The organism is Pseudomonas sp. KH_017, assembly GCF_057840285.1.
The window spans coordinates 4,617,759-4,635,670 of record NZ_CM174509.1; the positions used below are offsets into that span (position 1 = coordinate 4,617,759).

The 17,912-nt window shown below is 60.3% G+C and carries 19 protein-coding genes; 10 read left to right on the forward strand and 9 right to left on the reverse strand.

Translation table 11 applies throughout. The features are described 5' to 3' along the window. Positions 1-81: 81 nt before the first annotated feature. Complete coding sequence (locus AC3IT6_RS20910) at positions 82-738, reverse strand: thiopurine S-methyltransferase (RefSeq protein WP_489352469.1); 657 nt, start codon at positions 736-738, stop codon at positions 82-84. 102 nt (positions 739-840) lie between these two features. On the opposite strand from AC3IT6_RS20910, the gene AC3IT6_RS20915 reads away from it, so the two are divergent. Beyond that, positions 841-1,608: a DODA-type extradiol aromatic ring-opening family dioxygenase gene (locus tag AC3IT6_RS20915; protein ID WP_489352471.1), complete on the forward strand. Its 768-nt coding sequence runs from the start codon at positions 841-843 to the stop codon at positions 1,606-1,608. A gap of 221 nt (positions 1,609-1,829) precedes the next feature. Here the strand turns inward: AC3IT6_RS20915 and AC3IT6_RS20920 are convergent, their stop codons facing one another. Continuing rightward, the gene (locus AC3IT6_RS20920; RefSeq protein ID WP_150726297.1) at positions 1,830-3,503 is read right to left on the reverse strand and encodes a DEAD/DEAH box helicase; all 1,674 of its coding nucleotides are present in this window, start codon (positions 3,501-3,503) and stop codon (positions 1,830-1,832) included. 422 nt (positions 3,504-3,925) lie between these two features. Between AC3IT6_RS20920 and AC3IT6_RS20925 the strand changes: the two genes are divergently transcribed. Continuing rightward, positions 3,926-4,717 carry a crotonase/enoyl-CoA hydratase family protein gene (locus tag AC3IT6_RS20925; RefSeq protein WP_489352473.1) on the forward strand — a complete coding sequence of 264 codons (792 nt, stop codon included), beginning with the start codon at positions 3,926-3,928 and terminating at the stop codon, positions 4,715-4,717. Positions 4,718-4,841: 124 nt separating this feature from the next. Here the strand turns inward: AC3IT6_RS20925 and AC3IT6_RS20930 are convergent, their stop codons facing one another. Beyond that, positions 4,842-5,597, reverse strand: a complete 756-nt coding sequence (locus tag AC3IT6_RS20930) for a spermidine synthase (RefSeq protein WP_150726295.1) — start codon at positions 5,595-5,597, stop codon at positions 4,842-4,844. Between the two features lie 150 nt (positions 5,598-5,747). On the opposite strand from AC3IT6_RS20930, the gene AC3IT6_RS20935 reads away from it, so the two are divergent. Next, positions 5,748-7,094 (forward strand): class II 3-deoxy-7-phosphoheptulonate synthase, encoded by a 1,347-nt coding sequence (locus AC3IT6_RS20935; RefSeq protein WP_150759484.1) that lies wholly within the window; start codon positions 5,748-5,750, stop codon positions 7,092-7,094. 146 nt (positions 7,095-7,240) lie between these two features. On the opposite strand, the gene AC3IT6_RS20940 is transcribed toward AC3IT6_RS20935, so the two are convergent. Both AC3IT6_RS20940 and AC3IT6_RS20945 read right to left on the reverse strand, forming a co-directional pair. Beyond that, positions 7,241-8,470 carry a winged helix-turn-helix domain-containing protein gene (locus AC3IT6_RS20940; RefSeq protein ID WP_489352476.1) on the reverse strand — a complete coding sequence of 410 codons (1,230 nt, stop codon included), beginning with the start codon at positions 8,468-8,470 and terminating at the stop codon, positions 7,241-7,243. A gap of 64 nt (positions 8,471-8,534) precedes the next feature. Beyond that, the gene (locus AC3IT6_RS20945; RefSeq protein WP_007983517.1) at positions 8,535-8,750 is read right to left on the reverse strand and encodes a DUF1127 domain-containing protein; all 216 of its coding nucleotides are present in this window, start codon (positions 8,748-8,750) and stop codon (positions 8,535-8,537) included. Positions 8,751-8,845: 95 nt separating this feature from the next. On the opposite strand from AC3IT6_RS20945, the gene AC3IT6_RS20950 reads away from it, so the two are divergent. Further along, positions 8,846-9,700 (forward strand): LysR substrate-binding domain-containing protein, encoded by an 855-nt coding sequence (locus AC3IT6_RS20950; protein WP_150726292.1) that lies wholly within the window; start codon positions 8,846-8,848, stop codon positions 9,698-9,700. On the opposite strand, the gene AC3IT6_RS20955 is transcribed toward AC3IT6_RS20950, so the two are convergent. Beyond that, positions 9,690-10,424 (reverse strand): sulfite exporter TauE/SafE family protein, encoded by a 735-nt coding sequence (locus AC3IT6_RS20955; RefSeq protein WP_489356637.1) that lies wholly within the window; start codon positions 10,422-10,424, stop codon positions 9,690-9,692. The genes AC3IT6_RS20950 and AC3IT6_RS20955 overlap by 11 nt on opposite strands. Positions 10,425-10,551: 127 nt before the next feature. Here AC3IT6_RS20955 and AC3IT6_RS20960 point away from each other — a divergent pair, with 127 nt between their 5' ends. The 4 genes from AC3IT6_RS20960 to AC3IT6_RS20975 all read left to right on the forward strand — a co-directional run bounded on the left by AC3IT6_RS20960 (position 10,552) and on the right by AC3IT6_RS20975 (position 13,877). Then, positions 10,552-11,508, forward strand: coding sequence for a LysR family transcriptional regulator (locus AC3IT6_RS20960; RefSeq protein ID WP_489352478.1), 957 nt, complete (start codon positions 10,552-10,554; stop codon positions 11,506-11,508). A gap of 67 nt (positions 11,509-11,575) precedes the next feature. Continuing rightward, positions 11,576-12,037, forward strand: a complete 462-nt coding sequence (locus tag AC3IT6_RS20965) for a MarR family winged helix-turn-helix transcriptional regulator (RefSeq protein ID WP_489352480.1) — start codon at positions 11,576-11,578, stop codon at positions 12,035-12,037. Positions 12,038-12,406: 369 nt separating this feature from the next. Then, entirely contained in the window at positions 12,407-12,826 is a 420-nt protein-coding gene (locus AC3IT6_RS20970; RefSeq protein WP_046031808.1) for an organic hydroperoxide resistance protein, read from the forward strand. 34 nt (positions 12,827-12,860) lie between these two features. Continuing rightward, positions 12,861-13,877, forward strand: coding sequence for an alpha/beta hydrolase (locus AC3IT6_RS20975; protein ID WP_489352482.1), 1,017 nt, complete (start codon positions 12,861-12,863; stop codon positions 13,875-13,877). A gap of 191 nt (positions 13,878-14,068) precedes the next feature. On the opposite strand, the gene AC3IT6_RS20980 is transcribed toward AC3IT6_RS20975, so the two are convergent. Both AC3IT6_RS20980 and earP read right to left on the reverse strand, forming a co-directional pair. Further along, positions 14,069-14,638: an elongation factor P gene (locus AC3IT6_RS20980; protein WP_007943632.1), complete on the reverse strand. Its 570-nt coding sequence runs from the start codon at positions 14,636-14,638 to the stop codon at positions 14,069-14,071. 48 nt (positions 14,639-14,686) lie between these two features. Further along, positions 14,687-15,829, reverse strand: a complete 1,143-nt coding sequence (earP, locus tag AC3IT6_RS20985) for an elongation factor P maturation arginine rhamnosyltransferase EarP (protein WP_489352485.1) — start codon at positions 15,827-15,829, stop codon at positions 14,687-14,689. Between the two features lie 124 nt (positions 15,830-15,953). Between earP and AC3IT6_RS20990 the strand changes: the two genes are divergently transcribed. Both AC3IT6_RS20990 and AC3IT6_RS20995 read left to right on the forward strand, forming a co-directional pair. After that, positions 15,954-16,364, forward strand: coding sequence for a hypothetical protein (locus AC3IT6_RS20990; protein WP_489352487.1), 411 nt, complete (start codon positions 15,954-15,956; stop codon positions 16,362-16,364). Between the two features lie 2 nt (positions 16,365-16,366). Continuing rightward, positions 16,367-16,849: a GreA/GreB family elongation factor gene (locus AC3IT6_RS20995; protein ID WP_489352489.1), complete on the forward strand. Its 483-nt coding sequence runs from the start codon at positions 16,367-16,369 to the stop codon at positions 16,847-16,849. A gap of 15 nt (positions 16,850-16,864) precedes the next feature. On the opposite strand, the gene cysB is transcribed toward AC3IT6_RS20995, so the two are convergent. Then, on the reverse strand, positions 16,865-17,839 hold the full coding sequence (gene cysB, locus AC3IT6_RS21000) for an HTH-type transcriptional regulator CysB (RefSeq protein WP_046043380.1): 975 nt from the start codon (positions 17,837-17,839) through the stop codon (positions 16,865-16,867). Positions 17,840-17,912: the final 73 nt, after the last annotated feature.

Consider the following 17,912-nt stretch of genomic DNA (forward strand, 5'->3'; position numbering starts at 1 on the left):
ACAAGGGATCGCGGTCAAATGTGGGAGCGGCGGTGCGACGATTCGACTTGCTCGCGAAGGGGCCAGTGCAGCTAACCGTTCCTACCGACTGGAAACCCGATACACCCGCTCCTCCAGCCGCGTGACACCTGCCTCCAGAAACTTCCCGCTCTCGCTCAACACATCCTGATCTTCCATGATCTTCAGCGCCCACGAGTCCCCGAACAACCGCCGCACCTCATCATCGAGCACAGCAAACGGCGGGCCGGGCATTTGCGCCTGGTCATAGTCCAGGGTAATCAACAGGCCAAGGGACTCCTTCGGCAGAATCCTCTTCAAATGGGCGGCGTAGCGCTCTCGCATTTCCGTCGGCAACGCGATCAACGCCGCGCGATCATAAAGTGCGGAGCAATCGGCAACATCGCCTGCCGTAAGCTCGAAGAAATCGCCGCACCACAGTTCAATGGAACCTGCCCGATAAACCTTGAACGGCCCCTGCTCGCTGACGGCCGGATCAAAGCCATGTTCGCTGAAAAACTCCTCGACGGCTTTTTCCGACAGTTCGACTCCCAGGACCTCATGACCTTGATGGGAGAGCCATAGCAAATCCAGGCTTTTTCCACATAACGGCACCAACACGCGTGCGCCTTCTTCAAGACTTAACGCTGGCCAGAACCGCTTCAGATGAGGGTTCACCTGCGGCAGGTGAAAGCCGATCTGGTTCGCCGCCCATTTCTTGTGCCAAAACTCCGGCTGCATAAATAACCCCGAAAATTCGATCAAAACACCCTAAAACTTATATTAGATTTAGATTAATGATCTGACTGAAGATGTTGCATCTTAACTCTCAGGAGCTCGTTCATGTTCCCCAGTCTGTACATATCCCACGGCTCCCCCATGCTCGCCCTGGAACCCGGTGCCAGCGGGCCGGCGCTCGCCCGCCTGGCCGCCGAGATACCGAAGCCCAAAGCCATTGTGATTGTTTCCGCGCACTGGGAAAGCAATGAGCTGCTGGTCAGCGGCAATCGACAACCGGAAACCTGGCACGACTTTGGTGGTTTTCCCAAAGCCCTGTTCGAAGTCCAGTACCCAGCCCCCGGCGACCCATCACTCGCCGCAGAGGTTGCCGAGTTATTGAAATCCGCTGGCTTTGCTGCACGTATCGACAGCAACCGGCCTTTCGACCATGGCGTCTGGGTGCCTTTATCGCTGATGTACCCGCAAGCAGACATCCCGATTGTCCAGGTTTCGCTGCCCACCCGTGGCGGCCCCGCCCTGCAGACCCGTGTTGGCCACGCGCTGGCCAGCCTGCGCGAACATGGCGTCCTGCTGATCGGCTCCGGCAGCATCACTCACAACCTGCGGGAACTGGACTGGCATGCCGGCCCCGAGAGCGTTGAGCCCTGGGCCCGGGCATTTCGCGACTGGATGATCGAGAAACTCGCAGCGAACGATGAAGCCGCGCTGCATGACTATCGTGCGCAGGCGCCAAACGCTGTACGCAATCATCCGAGTGATGAGCACTTGTTGCCGTTGTACTTTGCCCGCGCTGCCGGGGGGCAGTTCAGCGTTGCTCACCAAGGGTTCACCATGGGTGCACTGGGCATGGACATTTACCGCTTCGGCTGACAGACAGGCCGCGTCGCGGCCTTCGTCGGAACGCCGCCCGGAGCAAGCCCGCTCCCACATTTGATCGCATTCCTTCTGAAGTAACGCGGTCGCCTGTGGGAGCGGGCTTGCTCGCGAAGGGCGGCGACACAAATCAATCGCCGGCCACAAAACAGCAGGCAAAAAAAATCCCCGAACCAGTCGGGGATTTTTCATGTTCGATCAATCAGCCCGAGAGCGGATCAATCTTCGCGGTAGCGACGCAGCTTCAACTGCTTACCGGCAACGCGAGTGTCCTTCAGCTTGGTCAGCAACTTCTCAAGACCATCTTCCGGCAGCTCGACGAGGCTGAAGCTGTCACGTACCTGGATGCGACCGATCGCTTCACGCGCCAGACCACCTTCGTTGAGGATGGCGCCCAGCAGGTTCTTGGCAGCGATACCGTCACGCGCGCCCAGCGCGGTACGGCAACGTGCACGGCCTTCGCCCAGTGGCATCGGAGCACGACGCTCGCGGTCGCCACGCTCAGGACGATCACCGGAACGCTCTGGACGATCGCCACGCGGTGCATTGTTCGGCACCAGTGGACGTTCTTTCTCGATAGCGGCCAGGGTCAGCGCTTGAGCGTTGGTAGCCTTGCGCAGCAGAGCAGCGGCCAGGGCACGCGGGGTGCAACCGATGTCGGCGGTCAGACGATCCAGCAGATCGCCATGAGTCGATTCGGCATCAGCAACCAGCGGCGACAGGCTGTTGGTCAGTTTCTTGATGCGCGCATCCAGAACGGCTTGAGCGTCCGGCAGGCGAACTTCAGCAACCTTCTGACCGGTTACACGCTCGATCACTTGCAGCATGCGGCGCTCACGCGGAGTCACCAGCAGCAGTGCACGACCTTCGCGACCGGCACGGCCGGTACGGCCGATACGGTGAACGTAGGACTCTGGATCGTACGGCATGTCAACGTTGAACACGTGAGTGATGCGCGGAACGTCCAGGCCACGAGCAGCAACGTCGGTCGCCACAACGATGTCCAGACGGCCATCCTTGAGGGAGTCGATCACGCGCTCACGCTGGTTCTGGGCGATGTCACCGTTCAGCGCAGCGGCTTTGTAGCCTTTGGCTTCCAGGGCACTGGCCAGGTCCAGGGTCGCTTGCTTGGTGCGCACGAACATGATCAGGGCGTCGAAATCTTCCACTTCCAGCAAGCTGAGAACGGCCGAAGTCTTCTGGTCAGCGTGAACCAACAGGTGAGCCTGTTCGATCGCGGTAACGGTCTGGGTCTTGGTCTGGATCTTCACGTGTTGCGGATCGCGCAGGTGGCGTTCAGCAATGGCACGGATCGACTGCGGCAGGGTGGCCGAGAACAATACGGTCTGACGGGTGACAGGCAGGGCCTTGAAGATAACTTCCAGGTCGTCCATGAAGCCCAGTTTGAGCATTTCGTCGGCTTCGTCTAGAACCAGGTGGTTCACGGTCGCCAGTACTTTTTCGTCGCGACGCAGGTGGTCGCACAGACGGCCCGGAGTGGCGACAACGATCTGTGCGCCATTACGGATTGCTTTCAGCTGTGGGCCCATCGGCGCGCCGCCGTAGACAGCCACAACAGTTACGCCCGGCATTTGCTTGGCGTAGGTTTCGAAAGCGGTTGCAACTTGTAGCGCCAACTCACGAGTTGGCGCCAGGATCAGGGCTTGCGGTTCGCGCTTTGCAGGATCGATGCGATGCAGGATCGGCAGGGCGAACGCAGCGGTTTTACCCGTACCGGTTTGCGCCTGACCAATCATGTCGTGACCGGCCATGATGATCGGGATCGATTGCTGCTGAATAGCCGATGGCTCTTCGTAGCCAGTCGCGGTGACGGCTGCAAGAATATTCGGATTAAGATTAAAAGCGGCGAAGCCGCCGGTTTCCTGGGTCATGGGTCTGCCTCTAAGTGCATCCGCAAAGACCCATGCTCCAAAGCTGCGCGTGCCGTGTTGAGACTCAAGAGTCGCCCTGGCAGCTTTGTCGGCGGGGATTTGCGAAAACGAATGAATGAAAAGAATCGTCAAGGAAGAGTCCGCAGTACGGACGTGCAGCCGAAGCTGACTTCGGGGAATTGCTCTACCTAAACGCGGCCCGGCTAAAGGCCGGCGCGCACTATACCGGAATTTGCCCAAAAAGGGAGCTTTTTTTATCGGAAATTCACCGGATACACCGTTGTGTCACAGGCTTTGCGAATAATCGATCAGCCGTCTACTTTTCAAAGGCCCAGCCTTGCGGGTGATGGCGCTAAAACGGTTCACCCATTGCCGTGCAGACCGCCGGTCTGGCACGCCTTTCCCACCCCGAGGATCACTCCATGAATCAGCCCAGCTCCAGTCGAGTCAGCCGCGAACGGCATGGTCATGTGTTCATGATCGGTCTGGATCGGGTAGCCAAGCGCAATGCCTTCGATCTCGACCTGCTCAACGCATTGAGCCTGGCCTATGGCGAGTTCGAAGCCGACAGCGAGGCGCGGGTGGCGGTGGTGTTCGCTCATGGCGAGCACTTCACCGCCGGGCTCGACCTGGTCAATGCCAGCACCACGCTCGCAGACGGCTGGCAGGTTCCGCCCGGCGGCTGTGATCCGTGGGGGGTGTTCGCAGGTCCCCGGGTCAGCAAACCGGTAATTGTCGCCGCCCAAGGCTATTGCCTGACCATCGGCATCGAATTGATGCTGGCCGCCGACATCAACCTGTGCGCCAGCAACACCCGATTCGCGCAGATGGAAGTGCAACGCGGGCTCTTCCCGTTCGGCGGCGCCACCCTGCGTCTGCATCAAGTCTCCGGCTGGGGAAATGCCATGCGCTGGTTATTGACCGGTGATGAATTCGACGCCCGTGATGCCTTGCACCTGGGTCTGGTGCAGGAGGTCATGGCCAGTGAGGACTTGCTGCCCCGGGCGTTTGAACTGGCCGAACGGATCGCCCGGCAGGCACCGCTTGGGGTGCAGGCGACGCTGATGTCTGCTCGACAGGCCCGGTATGAAGGGGAAACCGCGGCGGCAAAGGCGTTGCCGCTGCTGGTCAAGAAGTTGATGGCCAGCGAGGACGTCAAGGAAGGTGTGCGGTCGATGGTGGAGCGGCGGCCTGGGGTCTTCAAAGGGCTTTGATTTTTATACTGGCTTTGATGGCCCTTTCGCGGGCAAGCCCGCTCCCACAGGGTCCGGTGAGCTCCGAAGATCTACTGTGGGAGCGGGCTTGCCCGCGAAGGGGCCAGTCCAGACAATCAATTAATCAGGTAGCCGGGCGAATGCACTTGATCAACGACTGCAACGAATACCCCAACCGCGGCGCCAGCGCTTCGGCGCGGGCGATCAGGCCGTCCATGTCCAGTTCCTGGTCCAGCTCCGACGGCACGATCAGAATCACGTTACCCTCCTTCACCGGCAGCTCCCAGTAATGTCGGTGGTACAAACCGCGCAACAAGGCGGCGCCCAAGGGTTTGCCATCATCGGTAGCCCACTGATTGATGACCAGCCAGCCGCCCGGATTCAATCGCTTCTGGCAGTTTTCCAGAAAGCTCCAGGCCAGATGCCCGACACCCGGACCGACGTCGGTATAAAGGTCGACGAAAATCAGGTCCGCCGATTCGGCGGTGTCCAGCAGCTCCAGCGCATCGCCAACGCGGATGTACAGGCGCGGATCATCATCCAGCCCCAGGTACTCGATGGCCAGGCGCGGCACATCCGGGCGTAGTTCGATGGCTTCGACATCTTCCAGCGGCAGGAACTTGAGGCAGGCCTGGGTCAGCGTCCCGGCGCCGAGGCCGAGAAACAGCGCACTTTCCGGTTGCTCGTGGCACAGCGCGCCGATCAGCATCGCCCGGGTGTAGTCGTACTCGAGCCAGCTCGGATCGGCCGTGAACACGCAGCTTTGCTCGATGGCATCACCGAACTCGAGAAAACGGTAATCGGCCACTTCCAGCACACGAATCACGCCGAACTCGTCCTGTACCTCGGCGAGCAGATGCTCGACGCGCTCCTCAGTCATTTCATCTCCTGATCGTCACCGGGGCCGGCAACGCAATAACACCGCGTGTAGAGAGCGGCAAAGGCGAGATTGTCGGCGAAGCGACGGGAACAGGTCACGCACTAATTTGCTGATAACATGGACGTCCGAGCGAAAACACTAGAGACCGTGATGAGCCAACCCTGGAGCCCTGACAGCTGGCGCGCCCTGCCGATCCAGCAACAACCCCGATACCCCGATGCCGCGCATCTGCAGCAGGTCGAGCAGACCCTGGCCAGCTATCCGCCGCTGGTGTTTGCCGGCGAAGCCCGGGAGTTGCGCCGTCAGTTTGCCGAGGTGACCCAGGGCCGAGCGTTTCTGTTGCAAGGTGGCGACTGCGCCGAAAGCTTCGCCGAATTCTCCGCGGCGAAAATCCGCGACACCTTCAAGGTGTTGTTGCAGATGGCGATCGTGATGACCTTTGCCGCCGGCTGCCCGGTGGTCAAGGTCGGGCGCATGGCCGGGCAGTTCGCCAAACCGCGTTCGGCCAATGACGAAACCATCGATGGCGTGACCCTGCCCGCCTACCGTGGCGACATCGTCAACGGCATCGGTTTCGACGAAAAAAGCCGCGTGCCAGACCCGGAACGCCTGCTGCAGTCCTACCACCAGTCCACCGCCACCCTGAACCTGTTGCGCGCGTTCGCCCAGGGCGGGTTTGCCGATCTGCATCAGGTGCACAAGTGGAACCTGGACTTCATTGCCAACTCGGCACTGGCGGAAAAGTACAGTCACCTGGCCGACCGTATCGATGAAACCCTGGCGTTCATGCGTGCCTGCGGCATGGACAGTTCGCCGCAGTTGCGCGAAACCAGTTTCTTCACCGCCCACGAAGCGCTGCTGCTGAACTACGAAGAAGCCTTCGTGCGTCGCGACAGCCTGACCAACGACTACTACGACTGCTCGGCCCACATGCTGTGGATCGGCGACCGCACCCGCCAGCTCGACGGCGCCCACGTCGAATTCCTGCGCGGGGTGAACAACCCGATAGGGGTCAAGGTCGGCCCGAGCATGAACCCCGACGACCTGATTCGCTTGATCGACGTGCTCAACCCGCAGAACGATCCGGGTCGCCTGAACCTGATCGCACGGATGGGCGCGAACAAGGTCGGCGATCACTTGCCGCAGCTGATCCGCGCCGTGCAGCGTGAAGGCAAACAGGTGCTGTGGAGTTCCGACCCGATGCACGGCAACACCATCAAGGCCAGCAGCGGCTACAAGACCCGCGACTTTGCGCAAATCCTTGGCGAGGTGAAGCAGTTCTTCCAGGTGCACGAAGCCGAAGGCAGTTATGCCGGTGGTATCCACATCGAAATGACCGGGCAGAACGTGACCGAGTGCATCGGTGGTGCGCGGCCGATCACCGAGGATGGCTTGTCGGATCGCTACCACACCCATTGCGACCCACGGATGAATGCCGATCAGTCGCTGGAGCTGGCGTTTTTGATTGCTGAGACACTGAAGCAGGTTCGGCGGTGAGTCATTAACCTTTTTGCTGCCTGATAGTCCGCCTTCGCGGGCAAGTCGGATCGCCGCACCGCCGCTCCCACAGGGTACGCGTCGTACACATTATTTGTGACCGGCGCAGTCATTGTGGGAGCGGGCTTGCTCGCGAAGAGGCCAGCTCAGTCACCGTCAATTTGTGTGAACGCCACCCGCAACCTTGCCGCACTCGCCCGCGGGCAATTGAGCTGAACCTGCGCCAGCCCCAGCCAATCCGCCATCTGCCGCAGATTGACCGCCAACGCCAGCATCCCCTCCTCATCCAGCCCCGCGTCCTCTTCATGCACCGCATGCACTGCCAAACGGCCCGCCGCCCGTTCGGCGCGCAGATCGACCCGCGCAGCAATCCGCTCGTTGTGCAAAAACGGCAGGACGTAATAGCCGTACACCCGCTTGTCTTGCGGTGTGTAGATCTCCAGCCGATAGCGGAAATCAAACAGCCGCTCGGTCCGGCTGCGCTCCCAGATCAGCGAATCGAACGGCGAGAGCAATGCACTGGCGACGACTTTGCGCGGCACTTTTGGCTCGGCCAGACAATAGGCCGGTTGCCGCCAGCCCTGAACTTCGCAGGTCAGCAACTCCCCGGCCTCGACCAACTCGGCCAAACGTGAGCGGCTGTCCGCAAGGTTCAAGCGGAAATAATCACGCAAGTCCTTCTCCGTACCGACCCCCAAGGCCGTTACCGCATGCCGCAACAGGCCGCGCTGGGCCTCGTCTTCACTCAGGACTGGGTGCGCAAGCACCGCCGAGGGAATCACCCGCTCCGGCAGATCGTAGAGCCTTTCGAATCCGCGCCGTCCGGCAACGGTCACTTCACCGGCAGCGAACAACCATTCCAGCGCATGTTTTTCCGCGCTCCAGTCCCACCAGGGGCCGGCCCGCTCCTGACGGGTCGACAGGCTGCCAGCGCCTAGCGCGCCCTGCTCCTCGACCGAAGCCAGCACCCGGCGAATGGTGTCTTGCTGTTCACGACCAAAGCGCGCCAATTGCTGATAGATGTCTTCGCCACGACTCGCACGCTGCATGCGCCAACGCATCAACGGGTACATGGAAAGTGGCAATAACGAGGCTTCATGGCCCCAATACTCGAACAACGTACGGCACCGGCCCTGACTCCAGGCCGCCTGATCGAGTAAATCGGAGGAGTAATTACCGAGGCGGGAAAACAGCGGAAGGTAGTGCGAACGCACCAATGCATTGACCGAATCGATCTGCAGAATGCCCAGCCGTTCGATCAGGCGATTGAGCGCAACAGCCTTGATCGCCGCTGGCGGCGACCGCCCGTTGAACCCTTGGGCGGCCAGCGCCAGACGCCGAGCCTGTTTGAGGGTAAAGGACAATGTTGCGGGCATGGGTGCCTCCTTGTCTGCTCGCAACCTACCTCACCGGTAAGGGGTTTGTGTAGCGTGCCATTCATCATTTATGCATCGGGTCATTCCAGAACGGTTTGATCGACTCGTTCTCCACATCCGCACGGCTCATGCCGATGTCCTTGAGCGCTTCGTCGCTCAAGCTCGCCAGCAGTTCGCGCTCGCGATGCAGTTCGTACCAGCGGCCGACCTTGTGCAGCAGATCGGATATCACGTGAATCGAGTGTTTTTCTGCACCATGGAACTCATGTTGACCTTTCATCTTGTTGCCCTCCGTTTGGATGGCTCCAGTCTCGCGCCGGGTCTAAGATCAATCCAACGAATGTTTCTGATGTCACATATCTCGGAGATTGATGGATGTCCGCCTACCCGAGTATCGATACCGAAGTGTTGCGCACCTTTGTCGCCATCGCCGACCAGGGCGGCTTTACTCGCGCCGGCGAAATCGTCAACCGCACCCAGTCAGCCGTCAGCATGCAGATGAAACGACTGGAAGAAGATGTGCTGCAGCGTCAGTTGTTCCAGCGCGACGGGCGGCAAGTGCGACTGACGGCTGAAGGCCAGGTGTTGCTCGGCTATGCGCGACGGATCCTCAAGCTGCACAGCGAAGTGTTCAACACCTTGCGTGAACCCGACATGGTCGGCACCGTGCGCATCGGCACGCCGGACGATTATGTGATGCGATTCCTCCCGGGGATTCTGCGCCGGTTTGCCCAGTCTTACCCGCTGATTCAGATAGAAGTGCACTGCGAATCATCAAAACAACTGTTGATGCGCCAGGACCTGGACCTGTCCATCGTCACCCGCGAACCGGGCAGTGAAATCGGTCAATTGTTGCGCAAGGAACGTTTTGTCTGGGCTGAAGCGCAATGCTACAGCGCTCACGAGCAGACGCCGCTGCCGCTGGCGATGTTCAACAGTGATTGCTTCTGCCGTCTGTGGGCCTGCAATGCCCTGGATGCCCGGGGGCGTGATTACCGGGTGGCGTACAACAGCGACAGCCTGTCGGCGATCATGGCGGTGGTCAGCGCCGGCCTGGCCGTCACGGCGCAGCTTGAAAGCCTGATCACCGCGGACATGCGCATCCTCGGTGAGGCCGAGGACCTGCCGCTGCTGCCCGAGGCCAGCATCATGCTCGTGCGCAACCTGCATAACCCGTCCCCCATCACCGAGTGCCTGGCCGAGCACATCGTAGAAGGCTTCAAACTTTAAAGGCGAGCATCACCGCACAGAACACCAGGAACCCGCAAAACAGCCCGCGCAGCAGCCGCTCCGGCAAAGCGTGGGCAACCTTCACGCCCCAACTGATGCTCATCAGCCCGCCGACCGCCAAGGGTAAGCCGATCACCCAGCTGACCTGATGGTGCGCGGCGTAAGTCACCAGCGTCACCCCGGTACTCGGCAAGGCCAGCGCCAACGACAACCCCTGCGCAACCACTTGGCTGGTGCCGAACAGACTGGTGAGCACCGGTGTCGCCACCACAGCGCCCCCCACGCCGAACAACCCGCCCATCGTGCCGGATGCAGCACCCAGTACGCCCAGCCAGGGCCATGAGTAGTTCATCTGCGAAGCCGTCGCGGCGGTGGCGGCGAACATGCGAACGAGGTTGTACGCCGACAGTGCGATTAGAAACGCGACAAAACCTATACGCATGGTTTGCGCATCAATGCCCACCGCCCAGATCGATCCGAGCCAGGCGAAGCAGAACCCCATGATCGCAAGCGGTAACGCGTGGCGCAGTTCGATCCGGTTGCGCTGATGATAGCGCCACAGCGCCAGCATCACGTTCGGCACCACCATCACCAGCGCCGTACCTTGGGCTATCTGCTGATCGAGCCCGAACAGCACGCCCAGCAGCGGAATGGCGATCAGGCCGCCGCCGATGCCAAACAACCCGCCGAGCGTGCCCAGCGCAGCGCCGAACACCAGATACATCAAGAACTCAATCACAGCATTTTCCCCCGTTGCTGTCAGGCCTTTGATCCTACGCAGTTGCTTCTGGCACGGAAACGCACAGCAACGCACAATGGCTGTGCCAAATTCGCACAGGCGCAAACCTGCCATGAACCCCAATCAACTGACCGACCAACTGGCCTTGTTCCTCGACGTGCTGGAAACCGGCAGTTTTTCCGCCGCCTCGCGCCGTCATCCGCTGCCCCCTTCGGCCGTGGCACGGCGTATCGACAGCCTGGAAAGCGCGGTCGGCAGTCAGCTGTTCCTGCGCAGCACTCATGCCGTACGCGCCACCCCTGCGGGATTGGCCTTTGCCGAGCGCGCACGGCGGATCGTCGCCGAGTTGCGCCTGGCCCGGGCCGAGGCCGTGTCCCTGAGCAGCGCGCCGGAAGGCCTGATTCGTATCGATGCGCCGGCAGCCTTTGGGCGGCGGCACCTGGCACCGGTAATTGCCGACTTCCTGATGCTCTATCCCGGGCTCGATGTGCAGCTGCACTTGATCGACAGCTTCGTCGACATGCAGGGCCTGAACCTCGGCAAGGTCGATCTGGTGTTGCGCGCCGGGCAATTGGCCGATACCCGGCTGGTGGCCACGCCACTGGCGAGCATGGTGCGTATCGCCTGCGCCAGCCCTGATTATTTGCAGCGTCGCGGCGTGCCGACCGAGCCGTCACAGCTAATGGAACACGACGGACTCGACTGGGATGGCCTGGCCCCGCCCTTCGCCTGGCGTTTCGAGCGCGACGGGCAAATGCAGTTGCACCGGCCGGCGCGGATCCGCATGAGCGCCAACAATGCCGAGGCGCTGGTGTGCGGCGCATTGGCCGGACTGGGTATCGCGCATCTACCGACCTGGCTGGCCAGCGAGTACCTGTTGCGCGGTGAGTTGCTGCCGTTGTTCTGCGACAGCGGCCTGCCGAAACCGGAAAGCGCCGGCATCTACGCCTTGCGCCTGGAACAGCAACCCAACTCCCGCAGTCGCTTGTTGCTGGAGTACCTGAAAACCCGCTTCAGCCCGGTTCCACCTTGGGATCTGGTGTTGCAAACCCATTTGCAACGGCACTGAGCAAAATTATCTGGCGCATTAAAGATTCGCCCGCTAGATTCTTCAGATCACAGATCAAGGCTTCGACATGACCACCGAGCGCAACACCCCGGACAACTGCGACAACCTGTTGCTGGACAATCAGGCCTGCTTCGCCCTGCATTCCACTTCGCTGATGATGACCAAGGTCTACAAACCCTTGCTGCAAGCGCTGGGCCTGACCTACCCGCAATACCTGGCAATGATGGTCTTGTGGGAACGGGACGGTTTGACCGTAGGCGAAATCAGCACGCGGTTGCTGACCGATCCTGGCTCGTTGACGCCGCTGCTCAAGCGCCTGGAAGCCGAAGGCCTGCTCAGCCGGACCCGCAGCCGCGAGGATGAGCGGGTGGTGATCGTCGAACTGACCGCACAGGGCCGGGCGTTGCGCGACAAGGCGCGGGATATTCCGCAGTGCATCCTCGGCGCCAGCGGGATGACCGTGGAGCGCCTGCAAAACCTGCAAGCGGAGCTGCAGGAGTTGCGTCGTCACCTGCAAGACAGCCTGTAATTTCAAGGCCAGCACAGCCCCCCCTGTGGGAGCGGGCTTGCTCGCGAAGGCGGTGTTTGAGTCAACACAAGAGTCGACTGATCTACCGCCTTCGTCGGAACGCCGCCCGGAGCAAGCCCGCTCCCACATTTGTTTTGCGCAGTACTGAAAAACCGGGTTCACCTCCCTCTCCTGAAAAAATCCCCGCTGCCCCTCGACAGCTCTAGTTCAATACTTCCAACCCAAACCGCCCCACAGCCTTTCGTCTTTTTCAAATTTCTTTGAAATTTTATCTTGCGCGCTAAATATTAGCGCGGTACATTCACATCGCACTTACTTAGCGCGCAAACATTTAGCGCAATAACACAAAACCTGAACGAGGCTTTCACCATGCAAACTCTCTACACCGCAATCGCAACTTCCACCGGTGGCCGTGACGGTCGTGCGGTTTCCAGCGACAACATCCTCGACGTCAAGCTCGCCACGCCGAAAGAACTCGGCGGTGCCGGCGGCGCAGCCACCAACCCTGAGCAACTGTTCGCCGCCGGCTACTCCGCCTGCTTCATCGGTGCCCTGAAATTCGTGGCCAGCCAGACCAAGCGCAGCATCCCGAACGACGCTTCGATCACCGCCCACGTCGGCATCGGCCAGATCCCGGGCGGCTTCGGCCTGGACATCGACCTGCACATCAGCCTGCCGGGTCTTGAACAAGCTGACGCACAAGCACTGGTCGATGCGGCCCACCAGGTCTGCCCGTACTCCAACGCCACCCGTGGCAACGTCGATGTGCGTCTGCACGTAACCGTCTAAGCGCTGACTACCCAGGCCCGAACAGGAAACGAACATGAACACTTTCAGCAAAGTCTTGACCGGTACCCTTCTCGCCCTGTCCATCAGCAACGCGTTCGCAGGTACCGGGGTTGAACACAACACCCAGGCATTCCTCGATGTGCTGAATGCCGGCACCGGCAAGCCGATGGAGCAAATGACGCCCGCCGAGGCCCGCGCCGTTCTGGTAGGCGCGCAGGCGGGAGTGAAGCTGACGCTGCCAAAAGCCGATGTCAGCCAGAAGACCATTCAAGTCGACGGCCAACCGATCAGCCTGACCATCGTCCGGCCGGCCGGGGTCAAGGGCGAGCTGCCGGTGTTCATGTTCTTCCACGGCGGTGGCTGGGTGCTGGGGGACTTCCCGACCCACGAGCGACTGGTGCGTGACCTGGTGACGGGTTCGGGTGCCGCGGCCGTGTTCGTGAACTACACGCCGTCGCCGGAAGCGCATTACCCGGTGGCGATCAACCAGGCTTATGCCGCAACCCGATGGGTGGCCGAGCACGGTAAAGAGATCAACGTCGATGGCCAGCGCCTGGCGGTAGCCGGCAACAGTGTCGGCGGCAACATGGCGGCGGTAGTTGCGCTGATGGCCAAGGACAAGGGCACTCCGGCGATCAGGTTCCAGGTGCTGCTGTGGCCGGTGACTGATGCCAACTTCGAAACCGCGTCCTACAACCAGTTTGCCGAGGGGCACTTCCTCACCAAAAACATGATGAAGTGGTTCTGGGACAACTACACCACCGACGCCAATCAGCGGAACGAGATCTACGCCTCACCACTGCGCGCGACCACCGCCCAGTTGAAAGGACTGCCACCTGCCCTGGTGCAGACCGCCGGTGCCGACGTGTTGCGCGACGAAGGCGAAGCCTACGCCCGCAAACTGGACGAGGCCGGTGTGCCGGTCACTGCGGTTCGCTATAACGGCTTGATCCACGACTACGGTTTGCTCAACGTGGTGAGCCAGGTGCCAGCGGTGCGTTCGGCGATGCTGCAGGCGTCTGAAGAACTCAAGCAACACCTGAAGAAATAGCGCAGTACCCCATGTGGGAGCGGGCTTGCTCCGGGCGGCGTTCCGACGAAGGCGATTTGCCAGACACATCGTCATTGCCTGACACGCCGCCTTCGCGAGCAAGCCCGCTCCCACAGGGGTTCAGCGTAGAATCTGACAGGCACAAAAAAGCCCGACTCAATGGTCGGGCTTTTTCATTCCTGAAGCTGTGCTTATTTGGCACGGCCTTTGTAGGAACCGCCTTCGCGGGTATCGATCTCGATCATGTCGCCGATTTCGATGAAGTCAGCAACCGACAGCTCGGTACCGTTCTTCAGTTTGGCAGGCTTCATTACCTTGCCGGAAGTGTCGCCGCGAGCGGAACCTTCGGTGTAGTCAACCTGACGCACGATGGTGGTCGGCAGCTCTACGGAAACCAGACGCTCTTCGAAGAAGATCGCTTCGCAAACATCGGTCATGCCTTCTTCAACGAAAGGCAGAACGGCTTCGATGTCTTCAGCGTTCAGCTCGTACATGGTGTAGTCGGTGGTGTCCATGAACGTGTAGGTGTCGCCGCTGATGAAGGACAGGGTCGCTTCTTTGCGGTCGAGGATTACGTCGTCCAGTTTGTCGTCGGCGCTGTAAACGATCTCGGTCTTGTAACCGGTCAGCAGGTTCTTCAGCTTGGTCTTCATGATCGCGCTGTTACGACCGGACTTGGTGAATTCAGCTTTCTGAACCAGCCAAGGATCGTTTTCGAGACGAATCACGGTCCCGGGTTTCAGTTCTTTACCAGTTTTCATTGCGAATATCCGAATTTGGATGGGATTTACAAAAATCTAGGCCGCGTATCATATCCAATTTCCATAAAACTGTACCAGCGCCGTGGCAAGATCGGCCTGCAAGGCCTGTTCCTGACACCACGCCTCGGCGTGTTTTTCCAGCTCTGGCCAGTGTTTACGGGTGAATTGCCAGTGGTCGGCTATTTTTTCACCGGCGTTCCACGCCCGCCAGAGACCGCTGATCGCCTCCCGCGCAGGCGCAGATAACCCTTTTACATAAAGTTCGAGGAAGGCTTCGAGCTTGTCCAGATGGATGTCTTCTTCCTGCTGGTAAATGTGCCAGAGAAATGGCCGGCCGGCCCATTGAGCGCGCACGAAGGAATCTTCGCCGCGCACGGCATTGAAATCGCAGCACCACAGCAACCGGTCGTATTGGTCCTGGCGGACGAATGGCAACACTTGCACGGTCAAAGCGTCACGCACATGCACGGCACCGACCGCCAAACCCTGCACACCGAGCCAACGCTCGACGTCGCCGAGAATCCGCCCTTCAGGCACCAGCAGATGAGTGGTCGTCGAATCGCCTGCCATCACATCGAGCCAACTGGCCAAACCGGTGTTTTCGTAGGCAAACAATGAGATCAGCTGCGCGCCGGGCGCAGGATCAATCCCCAAACCTTGCAGGAACTCTCTTTGAGCCTGCGGGTTTTGCTGAAATTGCCGACGCCGTTCCAGCAACCCGCGCTCACGCAGCAGTCCGCCTGTGCCCTTCTGGAACCCCGGAAAGAAAAAGAACTTCTGTACGCTTTTGTACTTCACCGAGGGCAAGCCGTGACAACCGATCACCCAGTCCTCGGCGCTCAGATAGTCGAGGTTCATCCACAGTGGCGGCTTTTCCCGTTCGACCATGGCGTCCATATAGGCGCTCGGCAATTGGCAGGCAAAGGCAGCAATCACCACATCGGCGGCTTCGGTCGGCTGCCACTCGGCGGGCCATTGGCGCACTTCGACGTCGTGCTGCCACTGCTGCACAGCGTGGATGTCGATTTCCGGGCACAGGCGCTCGAATGCTCGCAGGTCATCGACCCATAGACGCACTGCCAGCCCATGTTCGGCCACCAGTTGCCGGGCCAGTCGCCAGGTCACGCCGATGTCGCCGAAGTTGTCGACCACGGTGCAAAAAATATCCCAGCGGGTTTTCAATACAGGCATTCCAGGCTCCCGTTGGCAAAGGCGCCGATTGTCCGCATAAATTACCCCGTGCAGAAGAGCCGACGGCGATTATTCTTCATGCGACAATCGCCACTCGCCAGTGACCTTTCGCCAAGAGGCAATCATGCCCCACCGCCCCACTCCACGCCGATCCTTCCCGATCAGCCTCAACGCCCTGCAACTGACCGGCAGCATCGCCCTCGGCATGTGGTTGGGATTCATTGCCATTGTGCTGACCTGCTGGCTCGCTTCGCGCCTTCTGTTCAGCGAACAATTGGCACCTGTGGCGGCAGCTGTGGAACAACTGGGCAAACCACCGGTGGTGACTCAACCAGTGCCGGACATTCCGCCACAGAGCCCGCTGTTCGAGCAATATGAAGAAAACCTGCGCAAGAACGAGCAACAGCAACGGCTCGATCAGGCACGCAGCAGCAGTCGCAACCTGGCCAACCCGAACTGTCAGTTCTGGCTGCAACAGGACCGGACTGCACCCAGCGAAAAAAGCCGCGCCAACGTCCTGCAATTCTGCGATTGATCATGAATAAGCATACCGTCCACCAACTGATTCTCGACAAGCTGCGGATCGATCTCGACATCGCCGAACGGGCCGCGCAAACCGCCTACGAAACGGCGACCCATGAAGAAAACATCGCTGAGAACAAGTACGACACCCTGGGGCTGGAAGCGTCCTATCTCGCGGCCGGGCAAGCCAGGCGGGTCGAAGAGATTCGCCAGTCACTGAGCCTCTGCCAGAACCTGGCCCTGCGCCCGTATGACGATCAGCGGGGCATCGAAGTGGGCGCGCTGCTCGGGCTGGAGGACGAAAAGGGGCGCGAACAATGGCTGTTTCTGGCCCCCGATGCCGCCGGATTGAAGGTCGATCTGGTGGGGCAACTGATCACCGTCATCACCCCGCGTTCACCGCTGGGCAAATGCCTGCTGGGCAAGTTCGAGGGCGATGAGGTGGAGATTCTGGTAGCGGGCGCTCGGCAACAGTTCGCTGTCACCGAGGTGGTTTGACCGGCAGAAACGCTGTCAGTGAACGGGCAGCTCAACGCCCTCGAACAGCTCTTCCAGTTCCTGCTTGTTGTGGCACTGAATGGCCTTGGCCATGACTTCGCGGGTCAGGTGCGGCGCAAACTTCTCGATGAAGTCGCACATGAAGCCCCGCAGGAAGGTGCCGCGACGGAAGCCGATCTTGGTCACGCTGGACTCGAACAGTTCGCTGGCGTCGAGCACCACCAGGTCGCTGTCGAGTTTGCTGTCGACGGCCATTTTCGCCACGATGCCCACGCCCAGCCCCAGGCGAACATAGGTCTTGATCACGTCGGCGTCGGCAGCGGTGAACACCACTTTCGGCGTCAGGCCGCGATGGCTGAAGGCTTCGTCGAGTTTCGAACGGCCGGTAAAACCGAACACGTACGTCACGATCGGGTACTCGGCCAGTGCTTCGAGGGTCAGTTTCGACAGCTTGGTCAGCGGGTGGCCCTGAGGCACGACCACGCAACGGTTCCAGCGGTAGCACGGCATCATCACCAGGTCACCGAACAGCTCGAGCGCTTCGGTGGCGATGGCGAAATCCACGGTGCCGTCAGCGGCCATTTCGGCGATTTGCATCGGCGATCCCTGGTGCATGTGCAGGGCAACGTCCGGGTATTGCTTGATGAAATTGCTGATCACCGGCGGCAATGCATAACGCGCCTGGGTATGAGTGGTGGCAATCGACAGGGTGCCTTTCTTCTCGTTGGAGAATTCCTGGGCGATCTGCTTGATGCTTTCAACCTTGCGCAGAATCTCGCCAGCGGTGGTGATGATGCGCTCGCCGGCCGGGGTAACGCGGGTCAGATGCTTGCCGCTGCGGGCGAAAACCTCGACGCCCAGTTCGTCTTCCAGCAGACGGATCTGTTTACTGATGCCCGGTTGAGAGGTGTAAAGACTTTGGGCTGTAGCGGAAACGTTGAGGTCGTGGTGCGCCACTTCCCAGATGTAGCGCAATTGTTGAAGCTTCATATGAATCCCTCAAAGCAGGTAGACGCCACGGGCATCAGCGACGGTATATAACTATATTAATGGTACGAAGAAT